The sequence below is a fragment of the Salipaludibacillus sp. CUR1 genome (assembly GCF_021028955.1).
Lineage (GTDB): Bacteria > Bacillota > Bacilli > Bacillales > Salisediminibacteriaceae > Salipaludibacillus.
The window spans coordinates 117659-139672 of record NZ_JAIWPE010000064.1; the positions used below are offsets into that span (position 1 = coordinate 117659).

A 22014-nucleotide genomic window follows, 5' to 3' on the forward strand; every position below is an offset into this window, starting at 1 on the left:
TATGAAAGCATTAATTATGAGTGACAGTCACGGATGGGAAAAAGAAGTAGTAGAAGTTATCGACCGTCATAAAGATGAGGTGGATGCTGTCTTTCATTGTGGAGATTCTGAGCTTGAAAAGAGTTCTGAGGCCTTAAAGGATGTATTCACTGTGAGAGGGAATTGTGACTTTGGATCTGATTTTCCGGAAGAAATTGCAGAAACAGTAAAGGGTACGACATTTTTTGTTGGCCACGGCCATTTATTAAATGTAAAATTGACAGAAATGAACCTTATTTACAAAGGGGAAGAATCACAAGCAGATATCGTGTGCTACGGTCATACGCATGTCCCGGCAGCTGTGCAGGAAAAGAACCTTGTCATATTAAACCCCGGCAGTATGAGGCTGCCAAGGCAGTATCCCGTCGGCACTTATGTGCTCCTGGAAACAGAAGGGAAAGAGATAAGTGTAGATTTTTATTCTCTTGAAGGAAAAAGAATTGATGATTTAAGTAAAACTTTTCACAAAAACGGTTGACTTTTCATCTGGAATTGTATATATTAATTATTGTCGCTGTTAACGAGCGGCCTGACATGATAATTAATATTTACAATTTCTGCGGGTGTAGTTTAGTGGTAAAACCTCAGCCTTCCAAGCTGATGACGAGGGTTCGATTCCCTTCACCCGCTCCATAAATTTATTTGCTTGAGATACCGCTGGATAATTTTTATGAACAAACGTTAGACTAAGCGGGGAATCAGAATCAGCCTATATAATTATGTCCCAGTAGCTCAGCAGGATAGAGCAACGGCCTTCTAAGCCGTCGGTCGGGAGTTCGAATCTCTCCTGGGACGCCATTACATAACAGTTAAAACCCTTGATATGACAGGGTTTTTGACAGATAAGGGATGCTAACGCAGATTAGAACACTGTGGTAGCATCTCTTTTTTTATCCCTACAGTTTCCTTTCAGGGTTTTATTACCTCCAAACACAATTATTTGGAGGGAACAGTATGACAAAGAAAAAAGGTATTTTTGAGGTAGATGCAGATCTCAGCTTTTTTAAAGATGAAGGAAAGGGAACAGAGGTACAGGAAAAGTCCTCTGTAAAAACAAATACAAAAACAGATTCATCCAGTAAGGAAACTGGCAGAGGCTTAGACAGTGTAATGGAAATTATTATTCAGCAGATGAGAGTAAGTGGCTATAGAGAAAGAACAATAACAGACTATATTAGGTATATGGCTCAGTTTAGGGAAATTACTAATGTAAATAACCTTGAGGAAATTACAACAGATACTATATATTTGTGGCTTGATTCTATGCAGGTTTCTAATCAGACTAAACTGACAAGACTAAAATGCCTGAAAGCAATTTTAGGCAAATGCTTCAATAATGGATGGTTTGATTCTAAATTTTGGCATGGCATTAATATTAAAGTGGACAAGAAGGTCAAAAAAGGGGCTAAGAAGGATGATGTGAGGGTTTTGTTGTCTTTGCTAGACCTAAATACCTTTATTGGTCTAAGAGATGCTGTGGCAGTTCTCACACTGTATAGAACAGGTGTTAGAATTAACACACTGGGACAACTCCATGAGAATAATATTGATTTTGAAAATAAGTTACTTTGGATGGATGGAACAATATTAAAAAATCATAAGAGCCAGAAGTTACCTCTTGATGATGAGTTGATGCAACTGTTAAAAGTATTGATTAAGCAAAATAACAAGATAAGATCATACTATGGAGAGAACAATTCTTTTTTGTTTATTAACTATAAAGGTAAATCCCTGAATACAAAATCAACAAACAATGCCATTTCTAAACAGTTAAATAAGTACTCTAAAAGGTATAATTTACAGAACATTAATCCTCATGCTCTTAGGAGAGGCTATGCAAAGACTCTGTTGGACAAGGGTGCAAACTTGGCTCTGATCTCAAAAGCTCTAGGGCACTCCAACTTGGCAGTCACTACTCAATATCTTGATTTAGATGTGGAAGAAGTGGCAGATAATTTAAGGGATTACTTATAAGTAATTTTAGCCTCCTTACAATTTAGTTGGGGGGCTTTTATATTTTAATGTGTCTAGGTAGGCTAGAAAAAAACCTTTTTGTCCAATAAACTTAAGAATATGGTATAATTTGGTCAATAATAAACATAAAAAGAGGTGATTACAATAGGGGATATTAATTACATAAATGATGAGTCAAATGAGGTCTCTTCTATAAGGACAAACTATGATAAATTACCTGAAAGTTGTCCAATCTGTAAAAAGTCTCTCCACCCTGAGTATATACTTGTACATACTATTGATTATTATAAAAGGGAAATCATGTTTAAATGTCCAAGCAGTTCATGTGGTTCTTTGTTTTTTGCTGTATATAAGGAAAATGATAAATATAATACTGATCTTGATGATGACCCATTTGCCTCAAGGTTTTTATTTGAATATATGTATCAAACTAAGAGAAATGACAAGGTATTCCCTGAAGAAATAGAGGAAATTTCTCCAGATTTTATATCTATTTTTAACCAATCATACCATGCTGAGCAGGAAGAACTAAACCTGATTTGTGGTGTAGGGTACAGGAAAGCCCTTGAGCATTTGATTAAGGATTATATTATCAATGAGAATCCTTCAAAGGAAGATACTGTTAAGAAAACCCACTCAATACAACACTGTATTAATGAATACATAGATGAGGCAGATATAAAGGAAATGGCTGAAAGAGCAGCATGGTTGGGAAATGATGAGACACATTATGTAAGGGAATATAAGGATAAAGATATACATGATCTAAAAAACCTGATTGATATAACTGTTTATTTTATTAGCATGAAAATAAAAGCCAAGAAATATAAGAGAGAAATTATAAAAAGAAAAAAAGTGAAATCCTAAGCAGAAGATTTTTCATGGTTTTTCAGGAGGCAACAAAAAATGGAGTATTCAAGAAAACATTTAGGGAAAATAGCTGTAACTTTGGATGCACAGTCATGTAAACTGATTATGTTCATGCTTAGCATAGCTAATGAGGAGACAGGTTACATAGATACTAGCTTAACTCACTTGCATGAGAAAATTGGCACAGCAAAAACTACTATTAGCAGAAGTATAAAACATCTACAAGAGGCAGGTTATTTAGACATCCATCATGAGGTAGGTGTAAAAACTCATTATTATTTAAGAAATCCTGATGAGAAAAACCTATAGTCTTGGCATAAGCTAAGGCTTTATTTTGTTGCTCTAGTGTATTTAAATTGAATAGGGTATTCAAAAATGATATAATTAACATGTCTTACAAGAGGAGGGAATTAAATGAGCAGAAAACTAGGCTATATGAGAGTCAGCACAAACAGAGAAGAGCAGAAATTTGATAGGCAGGAGGCTCAGCTTTCTGAGTGTGATTACATTTATAAAGATAGGATGTCAGGTGCTAAGAAAGACAGACCTGCTCTGATGCAGATGCTTGAGGATTTGCAGGAAAATGATCTAGTGATAATAACCTCTATAGACAGACTTTCAAGAAGTACTGCTGATCTCTTAAATATTGTCCAGACCATAAAAGATAAGGGAGCAACTATAAGAAGTATTTCTGATTCCTGGCTAGACACAACAGAGGATAATCCTCTCAATGATTTCCTCCTTACTATTGTTGGTGCATTGTCAGAGATGGAGAGGAAAATGATAAACAAGAGAGTCAATGAGGGAATAGCTGTAGCAAAACAGAATGGTGTTATGTTTGGTAGACCAAAAAGCAATCCTCACAAGGTAAATTATGCTATTGAATTATACAATAAGGGAGAGCATACCAGTAAACAAATATGTGAGATTACAGGCATTAACAGATCAACATTGTATAGAAAGTTAAAACAGGTTAGGTAGTTGTTTTCCAACAGTAATACAGGCTTTATTTACTTACTGTATTACCACTTATAGTATGATAGTATAAGAGAATAAATAAACTATAATATGACAAAATGTGATAATAAAAAAAATGCTTGTTAGTATAAATAATGGAGGAAGGTTTATGACAAGAATGGAACAATTAACTTTGTTTAAAGAAGAAGTAGTTGTTGAGGAGATATATGATTTTCACAAATTTAATGAGGAGCATAAGCTAGAAGATAGGATAGATACTTTTAACACTCCAGTAACCTCAACTGACAGATTTAGAGTACTTTCTTTATTTGCTGGTTGTGGTGGATTGGACTTAGGTTTTAAAGGTGATTTTAGCTATTTGGGAAATGAATATTCAAGAAATAATTTTGACATTGTGTGGGCAAATGAAATTGATAAAAATGCAGTAAAGACCTACAGAGGTAATTTTGGAGATCATATTATTTGTGAGGACATTAATAATGTTACTGATGAGGAATTTCCAGAGGCTGATATTATTCTAGGTGGATTTCCTTGTCAGGATTTTAGTTTAGCAGGAAAGAGAAGAGGATTGACTGTTGAGAGAGGTAGGCTCTATTTACAAATGAAAAGAGCAATAGATGCAGTAAGACCAAAAGCATTTGTAGCTGAAAATGTTAAAAACCTGCTCTTAATGGAAGATGGAATTATCCTAAAAACAATTATAGATGATTTTAAAGAAAGTGGTTATACAGTATATTTTAAGTTATTTCATGCAGGAAATTATGGAGTGCCTCAAAGCAGAGAAAGGGTTATTATTTATGGAATAAGAGATGACATTGATGTTGTCCCTAAATTACCATTAGAAACAAATTCACCTGAGAACTGGGTAACCTCTCAGGATGCTATTGATGATCTATGGGAGCTGCTAGATAATCCAGAGGTTAATAACCATACTACTAGAGACTATTCAAAGGCAAAATTTTATGAAGGAAGAAAAACTCAAGGAAATATTAGAATTAAACCCAATAAAGTTTCTCCTACAATTAGAGCAGAACACCATGGCAATATAGAAGGACACTATAGAACCCTTGGTGATGAAAATGACATGAAAAATTGGAGGAGGTTATCAGTAAGAGAGTGTGCTAGAATCCAGTCTTTCCCTGATGATTTTGTTTTTTACTCCTCTGCTTCCACAGCTTATAAACAAGTAGGAAATGCAGTCCCGCCTGTTATGGGCTGGCACATTGCAAGAGCTTTATATTTATCACTAACTCAGTAAAAAAAGGGGAGGATTTACCTCTCCCTTTTTTGCTTTATTTATTCCTCTTTATCAGCATATTTATTATACTTCTCTATAGCCTCGTTAATTGTTTCTTTTAATTGGACTTTCTCATTTGGAGATAGAGATTCATAATTATTGAGAAATTCTAAAGTATAGTTTCTGATAGTATTATTAAACCATGCTTCATTTTTCTTAACAGTTCTTTTCTCAATAACTTTAAGCCATCTTTCTACTAATACACCTTGCCAGTCCTCTAAAAGTTCTGATTTTTTTTCAATAATATCTGCTTTTATAGTGATTGCTAACTGATCTTTGGTCTTCCCTTTATGTTCCCTTCTAAATGTTTTGTTCCAATTCACCAACTCATTAAAAGCTACTGAGGGTCTAGGGCTCCTGTCAGGGAATTGCATAGTTGAATTTACTGCATAGATATATTGCCCAGTAGTAATCTCAATTTCACCTTTATCAGAGTGTTTAACAAAAATAACCCATTCAGTAGGTGTTATTTGTTGAATACTTGAACCAGGTATTGCATTTTTTTTAGTTGATTTTAGCTCAACAGGAACATAAATTAATTCTGAATGATTGGTGTCAGTGATTTCTAAAACAATATCAGGATCTGTGTAAACAGAATTTTGTTTTCTTAATTGAACTTTTATTTCTTCTGTCATTTCATTAGGTAGATAAACTTTGTTTATAAATATGTCACTGAAAAGAGAATAGTTAATAACATATCCCCCTGAGATTTCAGAGTTGAAATAAAATTCTTTTTGGTCTTGGTAGGGTAGGGTGGCAAAGTGGTTTTCAATTAACTCTTGTAAATACTCCTTTAGCTCCCTGTCAGTATTTGCCTCATCATGATGAAAAGTAATGTTTTTTAAATCATCCTTCCTTAACACTAACCCCTTTTCTAATTCATTCATAAAAGGGTACATGAATAATTCTACCTTATCTTGTAACTTTAATTTTGGGAATACCTGTTTAGTTTCTTCCTTGCTATTATCCATTATGTATAACCTCCCTAATATAAACTCCCACTACTATTATACTATCTACAATGAAAAAAATGGGGATTAAATAGTAAAAAAAGGGAAAAGGTCTGCTTTTTACCAAATAATAGCTAAGAGGTTATGGCTTTTAAAAGAATTTTTCAAGTTATTTTTTTGCATGTTCAATAAAGGCAACAATTTTATTAATTGTGCCATCAAAATCTTCTCTTAACTCATGTTCCCATACCCTTAAAATATTCCAATTCTTACTAAGGTAATGCTTATTTACCTCTGCATCTCTTTCCTTATTTCTCTCAAACTTACTTTCCCAAAACTCAGTGTTGCTTTTAGGCATCCTACCATGCAGCTCACATGCATGCCAAAAACAAGAATCTATAAATATTACAATTTTGTATTTTTGTATAACAATATCAGGTTTACCCATTAGTGATTTAACATTTTTTCTATATCTAATACCTTTCTTCCACAAAGCTTTTGACACTACATTTTCTAAATCAGACTGTGATCTGACTTTTCTCATAATGTTACTTCTTTCTTGCTTTGAAACATTGTCCACCACAGATATACCTCCTTTAACCATTCATAGTGTACATTCCCAGTTAATACAGCTAGTTAAAACATGTATGCTATTTGTAGAATTAAAGAATTTTGAACTATGTTAAGTTCCTGCCATTCTTAAATATTAGGGTTGAGCATTTTTTAGGAGCATCCTGCCTTCCAAATTGCCCCCTGACCCCCATACTGGGCGGGTGTTACCTCCTCTAGTCCCTCACAGAATCTCTCACAACCTCTCTCAGCTTACCCATACTGTTTCAGGTGCTGTAAGTCTTGAACAATACAGGACTCTATACAGCTTTTCTATGTATTCTCAGAGCTTGCTACATTTCTTATTTACTTTCTGAGATAAACTGAGTTACTTACAGACTGTATTTGGCAAGAGAAAAATGTATAAAACGGCAAGCCTTTTTGCAGCCACCCATTAACACCTATACAACTTTACATTCGATCCATGAGTAATGACTCTTTCATCCGGTTGCTATCACCTCCGAAGAGTACTAAATGAGAGTGATGAATCAGGCGATCCACCACTGCCTCTGTCAAAATAGGATCTCCAAAAACGTGGTTCCACTCACCGAACTGCAAATTTGTTGTAATGATAATACTCCGTTTTTCATAACACAGCGAGATAACCTGGAATAGGAGCTCCGCCCCTTGTTTATGAAGAGGGATGTACCCTAGTTCATCTAATATCAATAAATCAAGCTTTTCGATTTTTTTGAACAGCTTTGTCAGTGTTCCTTTTTCATTCGCGTCTAACAACTCATTGGCGAGTGAAGCGACGGTATAGAATTTAACACGTTTGCCAAACTTATTTATGGCATTCATACCGATCAGAGTTGAAAGGAACGTCTTGCCTGCCCCTACACCCCCATAAAAGATCATATTTTCTTTTGCTTCAATAAAATCTCCAGCTAGAAGCGACTGCTGGGTTAAACCCTGCCCTAATTTTACTTCTTTCCAACTAAAAGGCTTGCCGGGTACATTCGGCAACGTTGCCGCCTTTAATAGTAAACTGATTTTACGTTCTTCACGCTGCTCAATTTCATTTTCAAAGAGTTTCAGTAAATATTCTTCCAGATTCGCAGCTTCCACCTCACGGTAGTGCTCCCGAATCCAACTCAGCTTTAAACGTTTTGCGTATTCCTGAATCTGTTCCTGCATTAAGCCTCCCTCCCTTCCTGATGAAAGAAGGCATTATACTTCGTTATGCCTCGTTCGGCCAGTGGCATTGTGGGTATTGTGCTGTTCAACTGCATAGTCTCTCTGTAACCACGTCCATGAATAAGTTGGTGAAAGACTTGCCTAATGGTATCTGAAGAAGGGTGGTGCCACTCAGAGGCCATTTCTAATGCCTTATTGGCTGTTTCTAGACTATGCTCTTTCAAAAGGGTTGAGAGTAATTGGAGCGCCTTTTTCTTTTCCTCTAACGTACACGCGTCCAAATAGCTTTGCCATGTCTGAGGCAGCTGATCATAAAACGTGGTGTATTTAAGTGCATTCGGTCTCTTGGCCATTAAAGATAAATAAGGCTGCCAATTCATAGACTTTGATTCATCCCCATATAGCCGTCTATGGCTCACTATAATCTCATAGTGATCCGAAAGGATCTTTACGCTGTTATATGTCACACCCACCACGACTTTCTGATTAGAGAAACGCGGGGAAGTAGAATATTTTTTCGAGTCCACTGCCACATATCCGTATTTGTCAGCTTTAAGCGTTTCATAGCGAATACACTCATATTCTTTCGGAGGGAGATACAGGAGGGCCGTTCTATCGTCCTCAAACAGTCTTGTAATCTCCCATTTCTTTTCGTAATGAAGTCTATGCCTGTCTTCTTCAGCTTCTTTCCATAAAAACTGGTTTTCATCATCAAGTTGGTAAATTGTTCGTTCCGGAAGGAAGAAATTATTTCTTACGTATTTAACCAAAGCTTCTACGTGACCTTTTTCATTCCCAGCACCGGGATTACAGAATTCGACTCAAATCCGTAATGTAAGGCGAAGCGCTTAAACCCCTCTGTGAGCTCACGTTCCCCGTACGCCAAGACTTTCTTGACTGCCGGTGATAAGTTATCAAATCTAATTCTTCTCGGTACGCCGTCAAGGTGGTTAAAGAATCGTTTTAACCCTTCCAGGAAACAGTCCTGATTTTCAGATTCAAATACCTGTACTAAGAAGGCATTACTGTAGGGAAAAGACATTACTAAATACGGCAAATCCACAACCTTTCCTTCCACTTTGAAGGGGGCCTCTCCGAAATCGACTTGCGCATCACCGGGCTTTGACACCAACGGAAGGGCGGCTTGATCGCTTTCTTCCAATAATTCCTTTTTTCGTTTGGACACATAGGACCGAACAGCTCGATCAGAACCATTAAAAGCCACTTCCTTCTGTAATAATTGCCAAATACGTTTGGCAGTCCTTTGATACTTCTTTTTCTTTTTCATATCTTCTTTCAGCCATTGATCGACTAAATCTTTGACTGGATCCATCACCGGTGCTGGCTGTCTCTTTTTCTTTCTTTTTTTCGGTTGAAACTCGTCCATATCGGCATATTTTTTTACAGTCCTGTAATCGGTATTAGTCCTTCTAGCCACATCTGAATAGCTGTGACCTTTAGAATTCACTTCATTTCTGATATACTTAATTTCGTCCACTTGTAACATCTCCTAAAACTACCTCCTGCCAGAATTGGGTCCAACAGGAAGTGTATTGAATTTTGGGAGTGTTAACAAGTGGCTTTTTTTATGCAGGCCCCCCGCGGGGGGCCTGCATAAAAGGACTGCCATAACCTACATTTTTAGTCTGCCATAAACATACAGACTGAGTAGAGGGAATAGCAGACAGATCAGCAAGGTAACTCAGACAATACTTTGAATAACAATGGACTATTAGACAACAGTAACAATTTGTCATAGCTATAAGAGTCTTTCACTGGCTGAGAGAGTTAATACTTTTTATACAGACTTTTGATACACTCTAATACTGCATTACTCTGTTAGCTCATTCTGTATCAAGAACAGTGTAAAAACCAGTACTTTTTGACACACTCTGCCTAAGCCTTGATTCTCCTCCTGATACATTCCTTGAAGTTGAAAATAACCCTGCCAGTATGTTAACCCTTGTCATTCTCTCAGCTCCTGACAATATGCCCTCCCTGTACAATATAGCCCTGACATCTTGTCAGTCCTGCCAGTACCACCCTCCCTGTTTGTTACTGAGATTTTAACAGCAGGTAGAGGGAAAGAGCCTTAATATACTGCTCTGCTTGTGAGTCCATAGAAAGCTCACACAGCTACAGTTATTCCTCCATGATTAGGGAAGGACAGACCAGAGGAAAAGCTCTCAGATCAAAACTGGCAAAGGCTGAGGGCTTATTGTGTGCTGAGTCCTGACAAAAATAGCAGAAATGGAGGAGGGAGAGGAGGGAGGCTTTTCTTGAGTGTTTTATACACAGAACAAATAAATTCTTTATACAGCATACACTGCAATTACTCCTCTGTAAGGTTACTGAGATTGAGACAAAGAGAACTTACTGCCTTATTCTTGTACTGTCAGCCCTGATTTCTGTATCAAATTAATGCAGTATCATTTCTGTATTTATTACTTTCTTTATCAGTAATGATTATGTATCAAAATGAGCCTGAACAGTACCTCCCTCCCCATGTAATAACAGCCCCCCATACTGTAAGTAGTATTTTCATACTGCTAAAAAGCACAAAAAAAAAGACAGCCTGCAAACAGTAATTAAATACTGTCCACAGACTGCCTCATCACAGAATGAATACTTATTATTAAGAGAGCCAAACATTTATAGCAAAACAGAAAGCAATAAAGCCTTGACTGTTTATGTCAAAGAGAAAGGAGAAGGCAGTAATTATAACTGCCTCAATTCCTAAGCTGAGGTAAAACAGCTTTACATTGTCAGTAAGCTGTCTCCCTGTCACTTAAATGTCTGACTGGCTGAGCTGTTTTAAAGGCTGATCTTGCAGTAATTAAATCTTAAAAGATTGAGTCTTTCAGGCTAAAGCCTTTCAGCCTCCCAACTTGAGAATAAAAGAGCTTAATTCCTTAAAACAAACTACAATACCTCCTGCCTCTTACTGCTGAAACTGCTCTTACTGCCCCAACTGCTTTACTGGCTAAGCTATTGTAATAAGGGTTTAAAGATGTGCAGGTTTATCTATATTGTTGGGGAGCTTTGCTCCTAGCCTTTAGGCTAATACTCTTTAAGATAAGAAGGATTCTCCTCTGCAAAATAGCCCTCTATCCCTTGTGGCTCTATGGCTCAACCCCATTTTGCTTTTACCCCCATTTTTACTACCTATTTAAGCAGTTATACCCCCATTTTTACTACCTATTTTTATGAGGATGCCAATTTTGCATACCTATTTCAGTTTTTGTCATCCTTCCACTGGCTACACAAAAGGGAAATAATGCTCAAGTACTCCCTCCAGCTTTCCCTCATGATTCCCTGCTGCTAATTTTTCTTCTTTTATACCTTTAAATTGGTACTAATAGCCACACATAAAGGTGAGGAAGTAAAGGAGACTTCCCACAAACAGGAGACAGACTGTTTGAGAGAGAGTAGGTGATTAAATGACAACTATTAAAGAAATGAGGAGTTAGACATGAGCAGAGAGTACATTGATAGAGAAACTGGGGAAATAAAAGAATTTACTCAAACAAGAACTAAAGAACAGCAGGAAGTAATTGAGAATGAAAAAAGAAAGAAGGCTTACAGGGATGCACAGGGAGCAGAAAAGCATCCTTTTTATTTTGCAAAGATGGAGAAAGCTAAGGAGGCTGACAACATGCTGAGCATGAAAGACAAAGGGTATTTTGCAGTCATTCAGTGTTATATCAGTTATGATAATATGCTGAAAAAAGAGAATGACTCAAAACTGCCAATGACTAGAAAAGATCTGCTAGAGGTTCTCAAAATTAAAAAGTATGACACAGTAAGCAGTCTGATTAACAAGTTTAAAAAGCATGGGCTGATTGAGGAAAAGAAGATTGATCTATATGGAAAGCAATATAAAGCCCTGTTTGTAAATGATGAGTACTGCTTTAGAAAAGATGTCAATAAAGGCAAGTCTACTAAAAAGACTGCTAAGGTATTTATGAACAATGTTAAAGAGCTATATGCAGAGGATAAAATTAAGCCTGCTGATCTGGGCTTTGTTTACAGCATTATCCCACTTGTAAACTATCATCATAACTTATTGACTGCTAATCCTTATGAGCCTGATGCAAGCAAAGACCAGTATTTAACTGTAAATGATATTACAGAGGTTACAGGGCTACATAGTAAAGAGGTAGCTAAAAAGGTATCTAGCCTTAGATGGAATGGTATGTCAGTCTTTGTCAGAATTAAGAGAGGTAGAGAGACTATAATTAAGGTGAATCCTCTTATTGTTTACAGGCAAGAGGGTTATCCTCCATTCAATATGTACGCTGAGTTTATCATCAATAAAAAATAATTAGCTAACTACCAATTTTTCTTCCTGGGGAACTTTAAAATGGTATGTCACAGCTAGACTATAGGTAGGAGAGAAAGAGTAGGTGTTGATGCATCTGCTCTTTTTCATTCCTCCATTAGTTTAATTTAAAAAGAGAGCAACTATTGAGAGGTAGGGCAGGAAACAGACAACATTTATAGCAGAGCAGAAAGGAGTTAAGCACATGGCACAGAAAAAAGAGGAACTATTGCAGGAAGTACTTGAGGATTTTCAGCCTAACAGTCCTGAGGAACATGCTCAGGCTTTTGGTTACTTGAAAGGATTAGACAGCAGTATTACTCAGGCTAAATATTCAAAAGCAATAGGGATAAGTGACAGAGGGCTGAGGAAATACCTTTCAGATCACAAAGAAACATATGAGGAAGAAATTGAGAGAGGTAAGGAAGAGGCTGAGCCTGAAATTGATTTAAACAGTATGCAGAGCAGACAGCTCAGTGAGGAGCAGATTGATGAGTTTATTAAGTCTCTTTATGAGTCTGCCATTCAGGGCTCTGCTAGAGATAAGCAGCTCCTTATTGACTTTACTGGCATGACTGCTAATGATGTTATGGTCTTTCAGAATACAAAGGCATCCAGTCTAAGGTGGTTCATTAAAAACAGCCTTTCTTCTATTAATAAGCATATGGATACTAGACAGCTAGGCATCATGCTAGAGGAGTCAGATAAGCTGTACAGAGGAAATAAGAAGTCAGCAGGAAATACTCAAAACTTTATAGATGCTGATATTTCAGATGAGAGCTTTAAGCAGGAGCTGATGTATTTTGGCTTATTGTTTGCCTCACTTTACAACCAGACAGAGCATCCTGATCTTGAGTTATTGGCTCAGGCAGTCAGGACAGAGAGGGCAAAAAATAAAGCCTCGCAACTGCTAGGTAATTCAGCCAGTAACAAGAATGTTAAAAAATATGCCTTAGGTAAAGACTGGGACAAACAAAAACAGTCTAAGACATCTCCTGAGGAATGGGAACAGTTTTTTATTCATGACTTAGGTTACAGCAAGCAGGAGGCAAAAGAAAAAATTGAGGTTATGCAACAGGCAAAGTCAGCAACTAAGGCTCCTGATGTAGATAAAGAGCAGGTGAGGCTGAGAGAAAGCCAGTATGAGGATGAGCTTGAGGTATTTGTTGATACTCAGGAAGAATTGCAGTCCATGATTAGAAAGTCAGAAAGACAGAACAGAAAGAAAAACAATAAGCAAAAGGGAGAGGGTCAATAATGAGTAAACAAACAATGACTAAAGAGATGCAGGAAAAAGTAAATGAGATTGCTACAGCAGTGGCTAAGCTGAGAGATAAAATTGATGAGCTTGAGGAACTAGCTGAGCAGGATGCAGAGACAGTAACAGAGATTGAGCAGGAGCTTGAAATTATGCAAGCTGAGAAAGACAAAGCAACTGATGTAACAGAGGCAAAAAAGCTAGTTAAGAAGGTTCAGGAGCTTGAGGAACAGATTGAGCTACAGCAGGGAGTTAATAAGGCAGTAGCTAATCAGAGGACAGGAGAACTTGAGGAAATTGTACAGGAGCTTTTTAAGGTTCATAACTCAGCAAAGCTGATGTACACAGCTCTGGAATCAGAGTACAAAGAGACAGTATCAGTCAGGAGCTTAAAGGAGGACAATGAGACTCTTAGGGAATTTGCAAAAGGTATTAATCATCCTTTCAAGTTTGCAAGATCAGTACTGCTAGACTTTGGTATTGTAGATAAGAAAAATCAGAATCAGAGGTACAATGGTACTCATTTAGGACAAAGAGAATTAACTACAGACTTGGAAAGGCTTTTCACTTTAGAAACTAGGAGAGGCAACTACTAAAAAGCTGAGGGAGAGAGATATGAGCAATTACTAATAAAGGAGGGCTTTACATTGTCAGTACTTCTTGAGGGAATTGCTGTTATCTTCCTGTTAAAAGTAGCAAGCATGGTATTAACAATGAAAACAAAGATATAAGGCAGGTGCTGAGGCATCTGCTTTTTTCTTTTATTATCAGAGAGGAGAGGGAGCAGGATGATTAACTATAGGTTTAATGAATGGGCAGTATCAGGAGAGCAGTCAGAGGCAATCAGTGAGAAAGGGCAGGACTTACTGAGAATAGATAATGGAAGGGTTACAGGTGAGCAGTTAGGCAAGGTTCTATATATGTATTATGTTGAGGGCAAGAGTTTTAATGTTATTAACAGGACTTTCAGAGAAATGAGTTATTTCCATGTAAGAGGCATACTGTCAGGAACATTTAGTCCAGTAGCTTTTAACTTGTTTATGGAACTGCTTGAGGAAAAACCTGAGGAACTGAACAGGCTCTTTGGAGGTGCTGACAGTGGCTAAATTAAAATCATCAGATTATCAAAGCCTGAAACAGCATTATCATAAAAAGCTGTTTGTACATGGAGTATCTATTGAGAAAGTACTTTACTATATAGGGCAGGATGTAGAAGATGAAAAACAGGCTCAAACAATGACAAGGGAGATTGTAAAAGAGTTTGACAAGGCTTATAACAAAAAGATTCAGGATTGTTTAAAGGATTGTATAGAGGTACTAGAACAGCCTGAGAAGTGGGCTATTGATAGAAACCACAATATAAAAGTTATTTATCCTCATCCAGTGATAAAAGATAGAAAAGTCATTGGTACAGAATACAAAGATAGCAAATACTTTTCCTTTACAGATCATGAACTGTTTAAGACTTATGTAAGTGGTTTTAGTAAATCAGAGAGAATTAAACTTTAAATACTTATGATATTAAAAACAATTTGGAGGGCTACAGAATGAAAAGATTAAATGCAGAGCAGTTAAGGAACAGAGTCAGGATTGTAAAGAAGGTTATGGAGCTTGAAAACAGCTCTTACAATTTGGAGGCAGGAGAGGTGAAAATACAGAATCAGAATTTCCCTGAGGAGCATAGGAAAGTAAGTTATTCCTCTGATGGCTATGCTAACTTTTCCATAAGGGACTCAGCTAATAAAAAATATATGACTGTTTACCTGCATCATATTGTAATGATCTTAGCAGATGCAGAGCAGTATATTGAGCAGATGAGTAAGGGAATGACTATTAACCACATTTCAGGAGATAAGGCAGACAACAGCTTAAATAATTTGGAATACCTCAGTCAGACAGACAATATTATTCATGCTTATGTTATTGGACTTAAAGAAAATAAAGCTGTAGAGACTAGGATTACAGAGTATCAGGCTTATGAGATGCTAGAGGGCTTTTATCAGTCTGAGAGGAGCATTGAGGAACTGGCAGAGGCTTTTGATCTTCCTAAAGGTGCAATTAACAAGATACTTAATGGCAAGGAATACAGAGGGCTGTTTGTAATGTTCAGGAGCTTGAATAAAACAGATGCAGTCAGGAGAAAGGGTAACAAACTGACTGCTTTACAGGTGAGGCAGATGCTGAGGGAGTACCATGATAAGGGAGTCAGTCAAACAGCTCTAGCTAAGGAATACAAAGTGAGCAGGGCTGCAGTGGGAATGATTGTAGCAGGCAGGAGATGGACAGATTTATATGAGGAGTACTTTCAGGAGATGGCTTAGGCTGTCTCCTCTTTTTTTCTCAGGGTGTCACAGTTGATTTTCATTTTCTAATCAGAGAAGTGAGGAAGAAAAAACAGCAGACAAAAAGGAGATGTTAAAATGTTAAGCATAGTAGAAATGATGGAATTTATGCCAACTATGGAGCAGGTGACACAAAAGAATGAAACATTTTTTAAAGAGACAGTAGAGGAGATAGTTGAAAATAACAGGGTTATTGAATTGTTAGAGGAACAGCTAATGGAAATGGAAGGTAATTTAAACTTGTGTAAGTCATATGTAATTACAAGTGTGTCAGATGAGAATAAGGATTTACTGTTAAAACAGGTGCTTAGTATTGAGATGATGACAAAGGTATTAGAGAAAGACAGAGAGCTGAGAATGGAGTATGTAGAGAAAGCTACTGCTACTTTAACTGACTTAGGTACAACTGAGGATAAAATTAATGAATTAATTGACCTGCTAGAACAAAGGGAGGTAGAAAGGGTTATAAATATTTTTGCTTCAAAGGAGAAAGAAAGTGGATAAGGAATTTGCAGGAGATGGCTTAGGCTGTCTCCTGCTTTTTGTATGCCTCAATATACTGCTCTAATTGCTTACTTAAATGGAGTCCAGATTCAATCAGCTTTTCTGTCTTTTTCTTATTGGTTACTTGGTTAGTGATTTCAAAACTTAGGTTAATGTAAAAAGCCTGTAGCTTGGAAAGACAGTCTAAGTCCTCAATAAATAGCACAGTATCACTATGCTGATTCCATTTCTCCATTGAGTAATTGTTATGTAAATTACTTGCCTTATAACTGATTAACTCCATCTTTTCACCTTCCATTATGTTCTTTGTTCCTCTAAACTGTATAAGGTTATGTTGAATTTCTTTGTGGACAGCATTAAGGGCTATGATCTCATTTCTCCTTTCCTGAGCCTGCTGTCTTTTATCCTGCTCCTGAAACTGCTTATGTAGACTGTCTCTAGTTACTAGCCATGTGATTAAGCCTCCTGTAAGTATTCCAGCAAAACCTGATAAAAAAGTGTAGTAATCACTTAACCAACTTAAATCCTCAAGCATGAGCCTACCCTCCCTTTTTTTGTAAAAATTAACAATACATAAAGATTATATAACAGGAGGCAAGAATTGAGAATAAAGCAGAAACTCCATTGTGAAAATACATAATTTGAGTTAATATAATAATGAAGGTAATAGAACTCTGTTAGCAAACTGTTCTAATCCCTACTATTATATAGGGAGAAATTATCTGTCCTGTCCCTGTTGATATGCTGAGGTTTTACTGATAAGGGACAGTATCTTAACTGTAATGTAAGCTAAGCCGTCGGTCGGGAGTTCGAATCTCTCCTGGGACGCCATTACATAAATAACTAAAGGTGCCTTAATTAAGGCACCTTTTTTGTACTCATTATTACTGGACTTTTTTCATTTCTCTTTCGTCGTTAAAATCATGGACTTTGATTTTTTCAAGTATCACCGACATATCCTGATCATTAATCGAGTCTGAATAAAAAATAGTTTCCCAGCCTTTTATGTTTAAGTACAATGAAACCGTCAAGTTTTTCATGAAACCGTGCTTCCGTTCGATTAGGGCAATGCGAAAGGGTACAAGTGCAAGCGGGAGAGAGACATTTTTTTCTTTAATTCCGCAAGTGACGTAATATCCCCTGTCCATCAAAGTGTCGTATATATATCGCTGGCTTCCGTCGAGCTCGTTTGGTTCAATTTTTTTAACAGTCGTAAAAGCAGGACGTTTTGGGAGAGCGGGTTTTAAGCTGATGAGAGTCACCATGACAGCGGCTAAGGTCAATAGAGCAAGTTCAAGCATAGCAAACCCTCCTTTCGGGATAAAATAAAGTAGCCTTTGTTTCCTTATAAACGTTTTTTATTAATTAGAAACATTTATTTTAAAATTATGACTTTTACTTGAATTCTATTTGTTTTTCCATTTCTTAATTGATAAACTAATGGAAAGTGGGAAAGTGCATTCATTCTAAAAGGTGGTGAGCGAATATGGGGAAGCAGACAAACGGGCAAGATGATAATGTCATCCTTTTTCCGGGTCTTGTACCCAGGCTGGTGGAGAAAGGAATGACCTCTTTAAAAGAAAAAAAATATTATGATGCTTTAACATACTTTAAGCAATCCACTGAACTGGAGTACGGACACCCCCAGGCCCGTTACGGCCTTGTTATTACCAACATAGAGTTAAACCGGCTGGAGGAAGCAAAAAAACATTGCGAGTCGATGCTCCACGAAGGAATTGGCGAGTATTATGATGTTCTTCAGGTTTATGTGTCACTCCTGGTCCAGTTGGGCGCCTATCAGGAAGTTGTCGATCTGCTGGAAGTTGTTATTGAAGAAGATAAACTGCCTCCGAAAATGGCAGAATCTTTTTATCATCTACTCGAATTCTCACGGCAAATGACAGATGGATTCGAAGAAATTGAGTTTGATACGGATGTCTCTGATGAAGAGTCACTTGAAATAGGACCGTCAACAGAGGAATTGATCCAGGCGCTTGAAAAAGGAAATCCTGACCAGCAATGGGGAGCCATTCAGCAGCTGAGCCAGCATGAGTCACAAAAAGTAGAAGAAGCGTACAGAACTTTTTTAAAAGGGGAAGAAAACAATCCTGTATTGAAAAGTTATTTATTACAGACGCTGAAAGAGATGAAGAGCCAGGAAGAGTATGAAGTACATAAGTTTGGTGAAAATTTTAAAATCAGGATTCAGGATTTGGAAGATGTGTTCCATGAAAAATTTGGCACAAGAGTGGTAAGGAGACTTGAAGAAATTCTTGCCCAGAAAAATCCTTCCTTGTTTGAGATGATCCAGCAAGTCTGGTGGCATTACTTATTTGCACTGTACCCTAAATCACCGCAGCCGCTGGATGCAAATGTATGGGCTTGCGCTCTCCACTATATGGGTAAAGACCTGCTCGAAGGAGAAGCAGATTTTAAAGAGATAAAAAACTTATACAAGGTCTCTGATCTTGAAGCAAAGGAAGCGGTCAATCACCTGAAAAAAATTGAATCCCTTCTTTTTTCAATGGATAGTAAGAATACATAATTTTTAAGGATCTACATAAAGGATTTCAGCAGCTCTTCTTAGAATCCGCCCGAAATCATTGAAATGCATAGGCCGTATGTTATAATATAAGGGTTGCAAAAACAGATGCTGAATAAAAACGATTTTTTTTTATGTTGGAGGGAAAGTATATATGTCTGCAAAATGGGAAAAAAAAGAAGGTAATTCCGGTGTTTTAACAGTTGAAGTCAATAGTGAACGAGTTGACAGCGCACTTGATGAGGCCTTTAAAAAAGTAGTAAAGAAAGTTAATGTTCCTGGCTTCCGTAAAGGCCGTGTGCCACGCCCGATTTTTGAACAGCGTTTCGGAGTTGAAGCTCTTTACCAGGATGCATTGGACATTCTGCTTCCGCAAGCTTATTCGGAAGCGGTTGAAGAGTCTGGAATCGAGCCGGTTGACCGTCCGGACATTGACATTGATGAAATGGAAAAAGGGAAACCGCTGGTGTTTACTGCAACAGTAACAGTTAAACCTGAAGTTAACTTAGGCGAGTATAAAGGCCTTGAAGTTGAGGACCAAAGCAGCGAAGTAACAGACGAAGAGGTTGACGAAGAACTGACCAAGCTGCAGGAAAAGCATGCCGATCTTGTTGCTGTTGAAGACGGACAAGTAGAAAAAGGCGATACAGTTGTTTTTGACTTTGAAGGTTTTGTAGACGGAGAACCATTTGAAGGCGGAAAAGCTGAAAATTACTCATTAGAAATTGGTTCTGGCCAGTTTATCCCTGGCTTTGAAGATCAGTTAGTCGGAGTTAAATCAGGAGAGGAAGCGGAAGTTAACGTGGAATTCCCTGAGGACTATCATTCAGCGGAACTTGCCGGTAAACCAGCAAAATTCGAAGTGAAAGTCCACGATATTAAACGTAAAGACCTTCCTGAGCTTGATGATGAGCTTGCTAAAGATGTAAACGAAGAGCTTGAGTCTTTTGAAGACCTCAAGAAGGATGTACGCACCAAGCTCGAAGAAGCTAAAAAGCAGGAAGCAGATACGGCGATGAAAGATACGCTTGTAGAAAAAGCATCTGAAAATGCTGAAATTGAAATTCCTGAAGCTATGGTTGATACAGAAGTTAACCGCATGCTTGAAGAGTTTGGCCAGCGATTGCAGGCACAAGGCATGTCACTGGATATGTATTACCAGTTCGCGCAAACTGATGAAGAAGGTATGAAAGCCCAGTTCCAGGACGATGCTAAAAAGCGTGTTCGTATGAACTTAACTCTCGAAGCTATTGCGGAAACTGAAAACCTTGAGGCATCTGATGAAGACGTTGAAAAGGAAATTAACCAAATGGCTGAAATGTACCAGCGTTCTGCCGATGAAATTAAACAGATCCTTGATATGCAAGGTGGAACTGATAACTTAAAAGGCGACTTAAAAGTGCGTAAAGCTATTGACTTCTTAGTTGATAACAGCAAGAAAATTTAATTAGTGCCGTAAACGGCGATAGCAAGGCGCGAGTCAATCGTGCCTTGTTTTATACATAAATTTAAAGGCGTTTAAGTTGACAACAGAATTCAACTTCCTTTATTCTAAACCGAACCATATCTTATATTAATAAGCAGGAATCCGCTGCTGCTTTGCTTATCATATTTCAGCCAATTATGGTACAATTCAGTAAGAAGGAATGAGCTGGAAATTCCAGCTTTCAGCCATGACTTTAAGTTTTTAAAATATCTTTATGATTAAAAAAAGATATGAAGACGTACAATGTAAACATAGAATCCTCAGGAGACCGAACTATCCTGGACCTTTTCTGTATGGTTTAATCTTAACGTAAGGGGTGAAGACAATGTTCAAATTTAACGAAGAAAAAGGACAATTAAAGTGTTCTTTCTGCGGTAAAACACAGGACCAAGTAAGAAAATTAGTTGCCGGTCCGGGCGTCTATATATGCGATGAGTGTATTGAACTTTGCACTGAGATCGTGGAAGAAGAATTAGGAACGGAAGAAGAAGTGGAAATGGAAGATATTCCTAAACCGCAGGAGATCCGTGAAATCCTGAACGATTATGTCATCGGCCAGGATCAGGCAAAGAAGACGCTCTCGGTTGCCGTATATAACCATTACAAACGTGTGAATTCAAGTTCTAAAAATGATGAAGTTGAACTTGCAAAGAGTAATATATGTCTGATCGGCCCGACAGGAAGCGGTAAAACCTTACTGGCTCAGACATTAGCCCGAATTTTGAATGTGCCGTTTGCGATTGCCGATGCGACTTCCCTCACAGAAGCCGGCTATGTAGGCGAAGACGTGGAAAATATTTTATTAAAACTTATTCAGGCTGCCGATTATGATGTTGAAAAGGCAGAACGAGGTATTATTTACATTGATGAAATTGATAAAGTTGCCAGGAAATCTGAAAACCCGTCTATTACCCGTGATGTATCCGGGGAAGGGGTTCAGCAGGCTCTTTTGAAAATTCTTGAGGGTACGACGGCCAGTGTCCCGCCTCAGGGAGGACGTAAACACCCGCATCAGGAATTCATCCAGATTGATACAACTAATGTTCTGTTCATTTGCGGCGGAGCATTTGATGGAATTGATCAGATCATTAAACGCCGTCTGGGTAAAAAGGTAATAGGGTTCGGTTCAGAGACTGAACAGGATGATTTACAGGAACACCAGTATTTATCAAAGATCTTACCTGAAGATTTATTGAGATACGGGCTTATTCCGGAATTTATCGGAAGACTTCCTGTAATTGCCAGCCTTGAACATTTGGATGAGGCGGCTTTAGTTGAAATCTTGACAAAGCCTAAGAACGCTCTAATCAAACAATACCAGAAGCTATTGGATCTTGATGAAGTAGAGCTTGAATTTACCGATGGCGCCCTCCGTGAAGTAGCAAACCAGGCTATTGAACGTAAAACAGGAGCTCGTGGTTTAAGGTCAATTATAGAGTCCATGATGCTTGATGTGATGTATGAATTGCCATCCCGTGAAGATATCGCTAAGTGTATTATTACTGATGAAACAGTCAGGGATAAAAAGCGTCCAACACTTCTTTCTGACGACGGTGAAGAAATTAAAGATCAGAAAGAGCCTAAAGAAAGTGCTTAATTATCAGTCAAACGCCTCCTTTTCAGTTTAAGGGGGCGTTTTTTTGTGCCGATGCTAATTTCTGCCTCCTGCCGAAATTAAGTTTATCTGAATGGTCTTCGGAAACACTA

At 37.7% G+C, this 22014-nt stretch carries 22 protein-coding genes, 2 tRNA genes and 1 pseudogene; 18 read left to right on the forward strand and 7 right to left on the reverse strand.

The window, feature by feature from the left end; all coding sequences use genetic code 11:
* Position 1: 1 nt before the first annotated feature.
* From K8O68_RS13515 to K8O68_RS13550, 8 genes are all read left to right on the forward strand, one after another.
* Complete coding sequence (locus K8O68_RS13515; RefSeq protein WP_230897393.1) at positions 2-517, forward strand: metallophosphoesterase family protein; 516 nt, start codon at positions 2-4, stop codon at positions 515-517.
* Positions 518-598: 81 nt separating this feature from the next.
* Positions 599-672: transfer RNA gene (locus K8O68_RS13520), tRNA-Gly, on the forward strand.
* Between the two features lie 88 nt (positions 673-760).
* A tRNA-Arg gene (locus tag K8O68_RS13525) sits at positions 761-837 on the forward strand.
* A 156-nt stretch (positions 838-993) separates the two neighbouring features.
* Positions 994-2013, forward strand: a complete 1020-nt coding sequence (locus K8O68_RS13530) for a tyrosine-type recombinase/integrase (RefSeq protein WP_230897394.1) — start codon at positions 994-996, stop codon at positions 2011-2013.
* A 135-nt stretch (positions 2014-2148) separates the two neighbouring features.
* The gene (locus tag K8O68_RS13535; RefSeq protein ID WP_230897395.1) at positions 2149-2880 is read left to right on the forward strand and encodes a DUF4145 domain-containing protein; all 732 of its coding nucleotides are present in this window, start codon (positions 2149-2151) and stop codon (positions 2878-2880) included.
* A 39-nt stretch (positions 2881-2919) separates the two neighbouring features.
* Entirely contained in the window at positions 2920-3192 is a 273-nt protein-coding gene (locus tag K8O68_RS13540) for a cyclic nucleotide-binding domain-containing protein (protein ID WP_230897396.1), read from the forward strand.
* Positions 3193-3297: 105 nt separating this feature from the next.
* On the forward strand, positions 3298-3864 hold the full coding sequence (locus K8O68_RS13545; RefSeq protein ID WP_230897397.1) for a recombinase family protein: 567 nt from the start codon (positions 3298-3300) through the stop codon (positions 3862-3864).
* Positions 3865-4009: 145 nt separating this feature from the next.
* A complete protein-coding gene (locus K8O68_RS13550; protein WP_230897398.1) occupies positions 4010-5119 on the forward strand; it encodes a DNA cytosine methyltransferase in 1110 nt (369 codons plus the stop codon).
* A gap of 38 nt (positions 5120-5157) precedes the next feature.
* Here K8O68_RS13550 and K8O68_RS13555 read toward each other — a convergent pair whose 3' ends face one another.
* The 5 genes and pseudogenes from K8O68_RS13555 to K8O68_RS21475 form a co-directional block, all read right to left on the reverse strand.
* Entirely contained in the window at positions 5158-6129 is a 972-nt protein-coding gene (locus tag K8O68_RS13555; RefSeq protein ID WP_230897399.1) for a hypothetical protein, read from the reverse strand.
* Positions 6130-6277: 148 nt separating this feature from the next.
* Positions 6278-6691, reverse strand: coding sequence for a very short patch repair endonuclease (locus K8O68_RS13560; protein WP_230897400.1), 414 nt, complete (start codon positions 6689-6691; stop codon positions 6278-6280).
* 437 nt (positions 6692-7128) lie between these two features.
* Entirely contained in the window at positions 7129-7854 is a 726-nt protein-coding gene (gene istB, locus K8O68_RS13565) for an IS21-like element helper ATPase IstB (protein ID WP_230897401.1), read from the reverse strand.
* Positions 7854-9361: pseudogene (istA, locus tag K8O68_RS13570) on the reverse strand (IS21 family transposase). Before istA ends, istB begins: the two are co-directional and overlap by 1 nt.
* A 337-nt stretch (positions 9362-9698) precedes the next feature.
* Positions 9699-9824 carry a hypothetical protein gene (locus K8O68_RS21475; RefSeq protein ID WP_255717213.1) on the reverse strand — a complete coding sequence of 42 codons (126 nt, stop codon included), beginning with the start codon at positions 9822-9824 and terminating at the stop codon, positions 9699-9701.
* A 1502-nt stretch (positions 9825-11326) separates the two neighbouring features.
* On the opposite strand from K8O68_RS21475, the gene K8O68_RS13575 reads away from it, so the two are divergent.
* The 7 genes from K8O68_RS13575 to K8O68_RS13605 all read left to right on the forward strand — a co-directional run bounded on the left by K8O68_RS13575 (position 11327) and on the right by K8O68_RS13605 (position 16279).
* Positions 11327-12178 (forward strand): MarR family transcriptional regulator, encoded by an 852-nt coding sequence (locus tag K8O68_RS13575; protein ID WP_230897402.1) that lies wholly within the window; start codon positions 11327-11329, stop codon positions 12176-12178.
* 202 nt (positions 12179-12380) lie between these two features.
* On the forward strand, positions 12381-13433 hold the full coding sequence (locus K8O68_RS13580; RefSeq protein ID WP_230897403.1) for a hypothetical protein: 1053 nt from the start codon (positions 12381-12383) through the stop codon (positions 13431-13433).
* Positions 13433-14029: a hypothetical protein gene (locus K8O68_RS13585; protein WP_230897404.1), complete on the forward strand. Its 597-nt coding sequence runs from the start codon at positions 13433-13435 to the stop codon at positions 14027-14029. The genes K8O68_RS13580 and K8O68_RS13585 overlap by 1 nt, the downstream gene beginning before the upstream one ends.
* A 192-nt stretch (positions 14030-14221) precedes the next feature.
* Positions 14222-14539: a hypothetical protein gene (locus K8O68_RS13590; RefSeq protein WP_230897405.1), complete on the forward strand. Its 318-nt coding sequence runs from the start codon at positions 14222-14224 to the stop codon at positions 14537-14539.
* Positions 14532-14942, forward strand: coding sequence for a hypothetical protein (locus K8O68_RS13595; RefSeq protein WP_230897406.1), 411 nt, complete (start codon positions 14532-14534; stop codon positions 14940-14942). Before K8O68_RS13590 ends, K8O68_RS13595 begins: the two co-directional genes overlap by 8 nt.
* 38 nt (positions 14943-14980) lie before the next feature.
* Entirely contained in the window at positions 14981-15754 is a 774-nt protein-coding gene (locus K8O68_RS13600) for a hypothetical protein (protein ID WP_230897407.1), read from the forward strand.
* A gap of 99 nt (positions 15755-15853) precedes the next feature.
* Positions 15854-16279: a hypothetical protein gene (locus K8O68_RS13605; RefSeq protein WP_230897408.1), complete on the forward strand. Its 426-nt coding sequence runs from the start codon at positions 15854-15856 to the stop codon at positions 16277-16279.
* A 19-nt stretch (positions 16280-16298) separates the two neighbouring features.
* Here K8O68_RS13605 and K8O68_RS13610 read toward each other — a convergent pair whose 3' ends face one another.
* Entirely contained in the window at positions 16299-16814 is a 516-nt protein-coding gene (locus tag K8O68_RS13610; RefSeq protein ID WP_230897409.1) for a hypothetical protein, read from the reverse strand.
* Positions 16815-17163: 349 nt separating this feature from the next.
* A complete protein-coding gene (locus tag K8O68_RS13615) occupies positions 17164-17580 on the reverse strand; it encodes a hypothetical protein (RefSeq protein WP_230897410.1) in 417 nt (138 codons plus the stop codon).
* Positions 17581-17765: 185 nt separating this feature from the next.
* Here K8O68_RS13615 and K8O68_RS13620 point away from each other — a divergent pair, with 185 nt between their 5' ends.
* From K8O68_RS13620 to clpX, 3 genes are all read left to right on the forward strand, one after another.
* A complete protein-coding gene (locus K8O68_RS13620) occupies positions 17766-18824 on the forward strand; it encodes a tetratricopeptide repeat protein (protein WP_230897411.1) in 1059 nt (352 codons plus the stop codon).
* Positions 18825-18975: 151 nt separating this feature from the next.
* Positions 18976-20268 (forward strand): trigger factor, encoded by a 1293-nt coding sequence (tig, locus tag K8O68_RS13625; RefSeq protein WP_230897412.1) that lies wholly within the window; start codon positions 18976-18978, stop codon positions 20266-20268.
* A gap of 364 nt (positions 20269-20632) precedes the next feature.
* Positions 20633-21904 carry an ATP-dependent protease ATP-binding subunit ClpX gene (gene clpX / locus K8O68_RS13630; RefSeq protein WP_093049708.1) on the forward strand — a complete coding sequence of 424 codons (1272 nt, stop codon included), beginning with the start codon at positions 20633-20635 and terminating at the stop codon, positions 21902-21904.
* Positions 21905-22014: the final 110 nt, after the last annotated feature.

Coding starts and splice junctions, on each gene's coding strand:
- K8O68_RS13555 (WP_230897399.1), bottom strand. CDS start 6,129: ATGGATAATAGCAAGGAAGAAACTAAACAGGTATTCCCAAAATTAAAG.
- K8O68_RS13620 (WP_230897411.1), top strand. CDS start 17,766: ATGGGGAAGCAGACAAACGGGCAAGATGATAATGTCATCCTTTTTCCG.
- K8O68_RS13590 (WP_230897405.1), top strand. CDS start 14,222: ATGATTAACTATAGGTTTAATGAATGGGCAGTATCAGGAGAGCAGTCA.
- K8O68_RS13540 (WP_230897396.1), top strand. CDS start 2,920: ATGGAGTATTCAAGAAAACATTTAGGGAAAATAGCTGTAACTTTGGAT.
- K8O68_RS13550 (WP_230897398.1), top strand. CDS start 4,010: ATGACAAGAATGGAACAATTAACTTTGTTTAAAGAAGAAGTAGTTGTT.
- K8O68_RS13580 (WP_230897403.1), top strand. CDS start 12,381: ATGGCACAGAAAAAAGAGGAACTATTGCAGGAAGTACTTGAGGATTTT.
- K8O68_RS13515 (WP_230897393.1), top strand. CDS start 2: ATGAAAGCATTAATTATGAGTGACAGTCACGGATGGGAAAAAGAAGTA.
- K8O68_RS13585 (WP_230897404.1), top strand. CDS start 13,433: ATGAGTAAACAAACAATGACTAAAGAGATGCAGGAAAAAGTAAATGAG.
- istB (WP_230897401.1), bottom strand. CDS start 7,854: ATGCAGGAACAGATTCAGGAATACGCAAAACGTTTAAAGCTGAGTTGG.
- K8O68_RS13610 (WP_230897409.1), bottom strand. CDS start 16,814: ATGCTTGAGGATTTAAGTTGGTTAAGTGATTACTACACTTTTTTATCA.
- clpX (WP_093049708.1), top strand. CDS start 20,633: ATGTTCAAATTTAACGAAGAAAAAGGACAATTAAAGTGTTCTTTCTGC.
- K8O68_RS13605 (WP_230897408.1), top strand. CDS start 15,854: ATGTTAAGCATAGTAGAAATGATGGAATTTATGCCAACTATGGAGCAG.
- K8O68_RS13575 (WP_230897402.1), top strand. CDS start 11,327: ATGAGCAGAGAGTACATTGATAGAGAAACTGGGGAAATAAAAGAATTT.
- K8O68_RS13615 (WP_230897410.1), bottom strand. CDS start 17,580: ATGCTTGAACTTGCTCTATTGACCTTAGCCGCTGTCATGGTGACTCTC.
- K8O68_RS13530 (WP_230897394.1), top strand. CDS start 994: ATGACAAAGAAAAAAGGTATTTTTGAGGTAGATGCAGATCTCAGCTTT.
- K8O68_RS21475 (WP_255717213.1), bottom strand. CDS start 9,824: ATGACAAGGGTTAACATACTGGCAGGGTTATTTTCAACTTCAAGGAAT.
- tig (WP_230897412.1), top strand. CDS start 18,976: ATGTCTGCAAAATGGGAAAAAAAAGAAGGTAATTCCGGTGTTTTAACA.
- K8O68_RS13600 (WP_230897407.1), top strand. CDS start 14,981: ATGAAAAGATTAAATGCAGAGCAGTTAAGGAACAGAGTCAGGATTGTA.
- K8O68_RS13545 (WP_230897397.1), top strand. CDS start 3,298: ATGAGCAGAAAACTAGGCTATATGAGAGTCAGCACAAACAGAGAAGAG.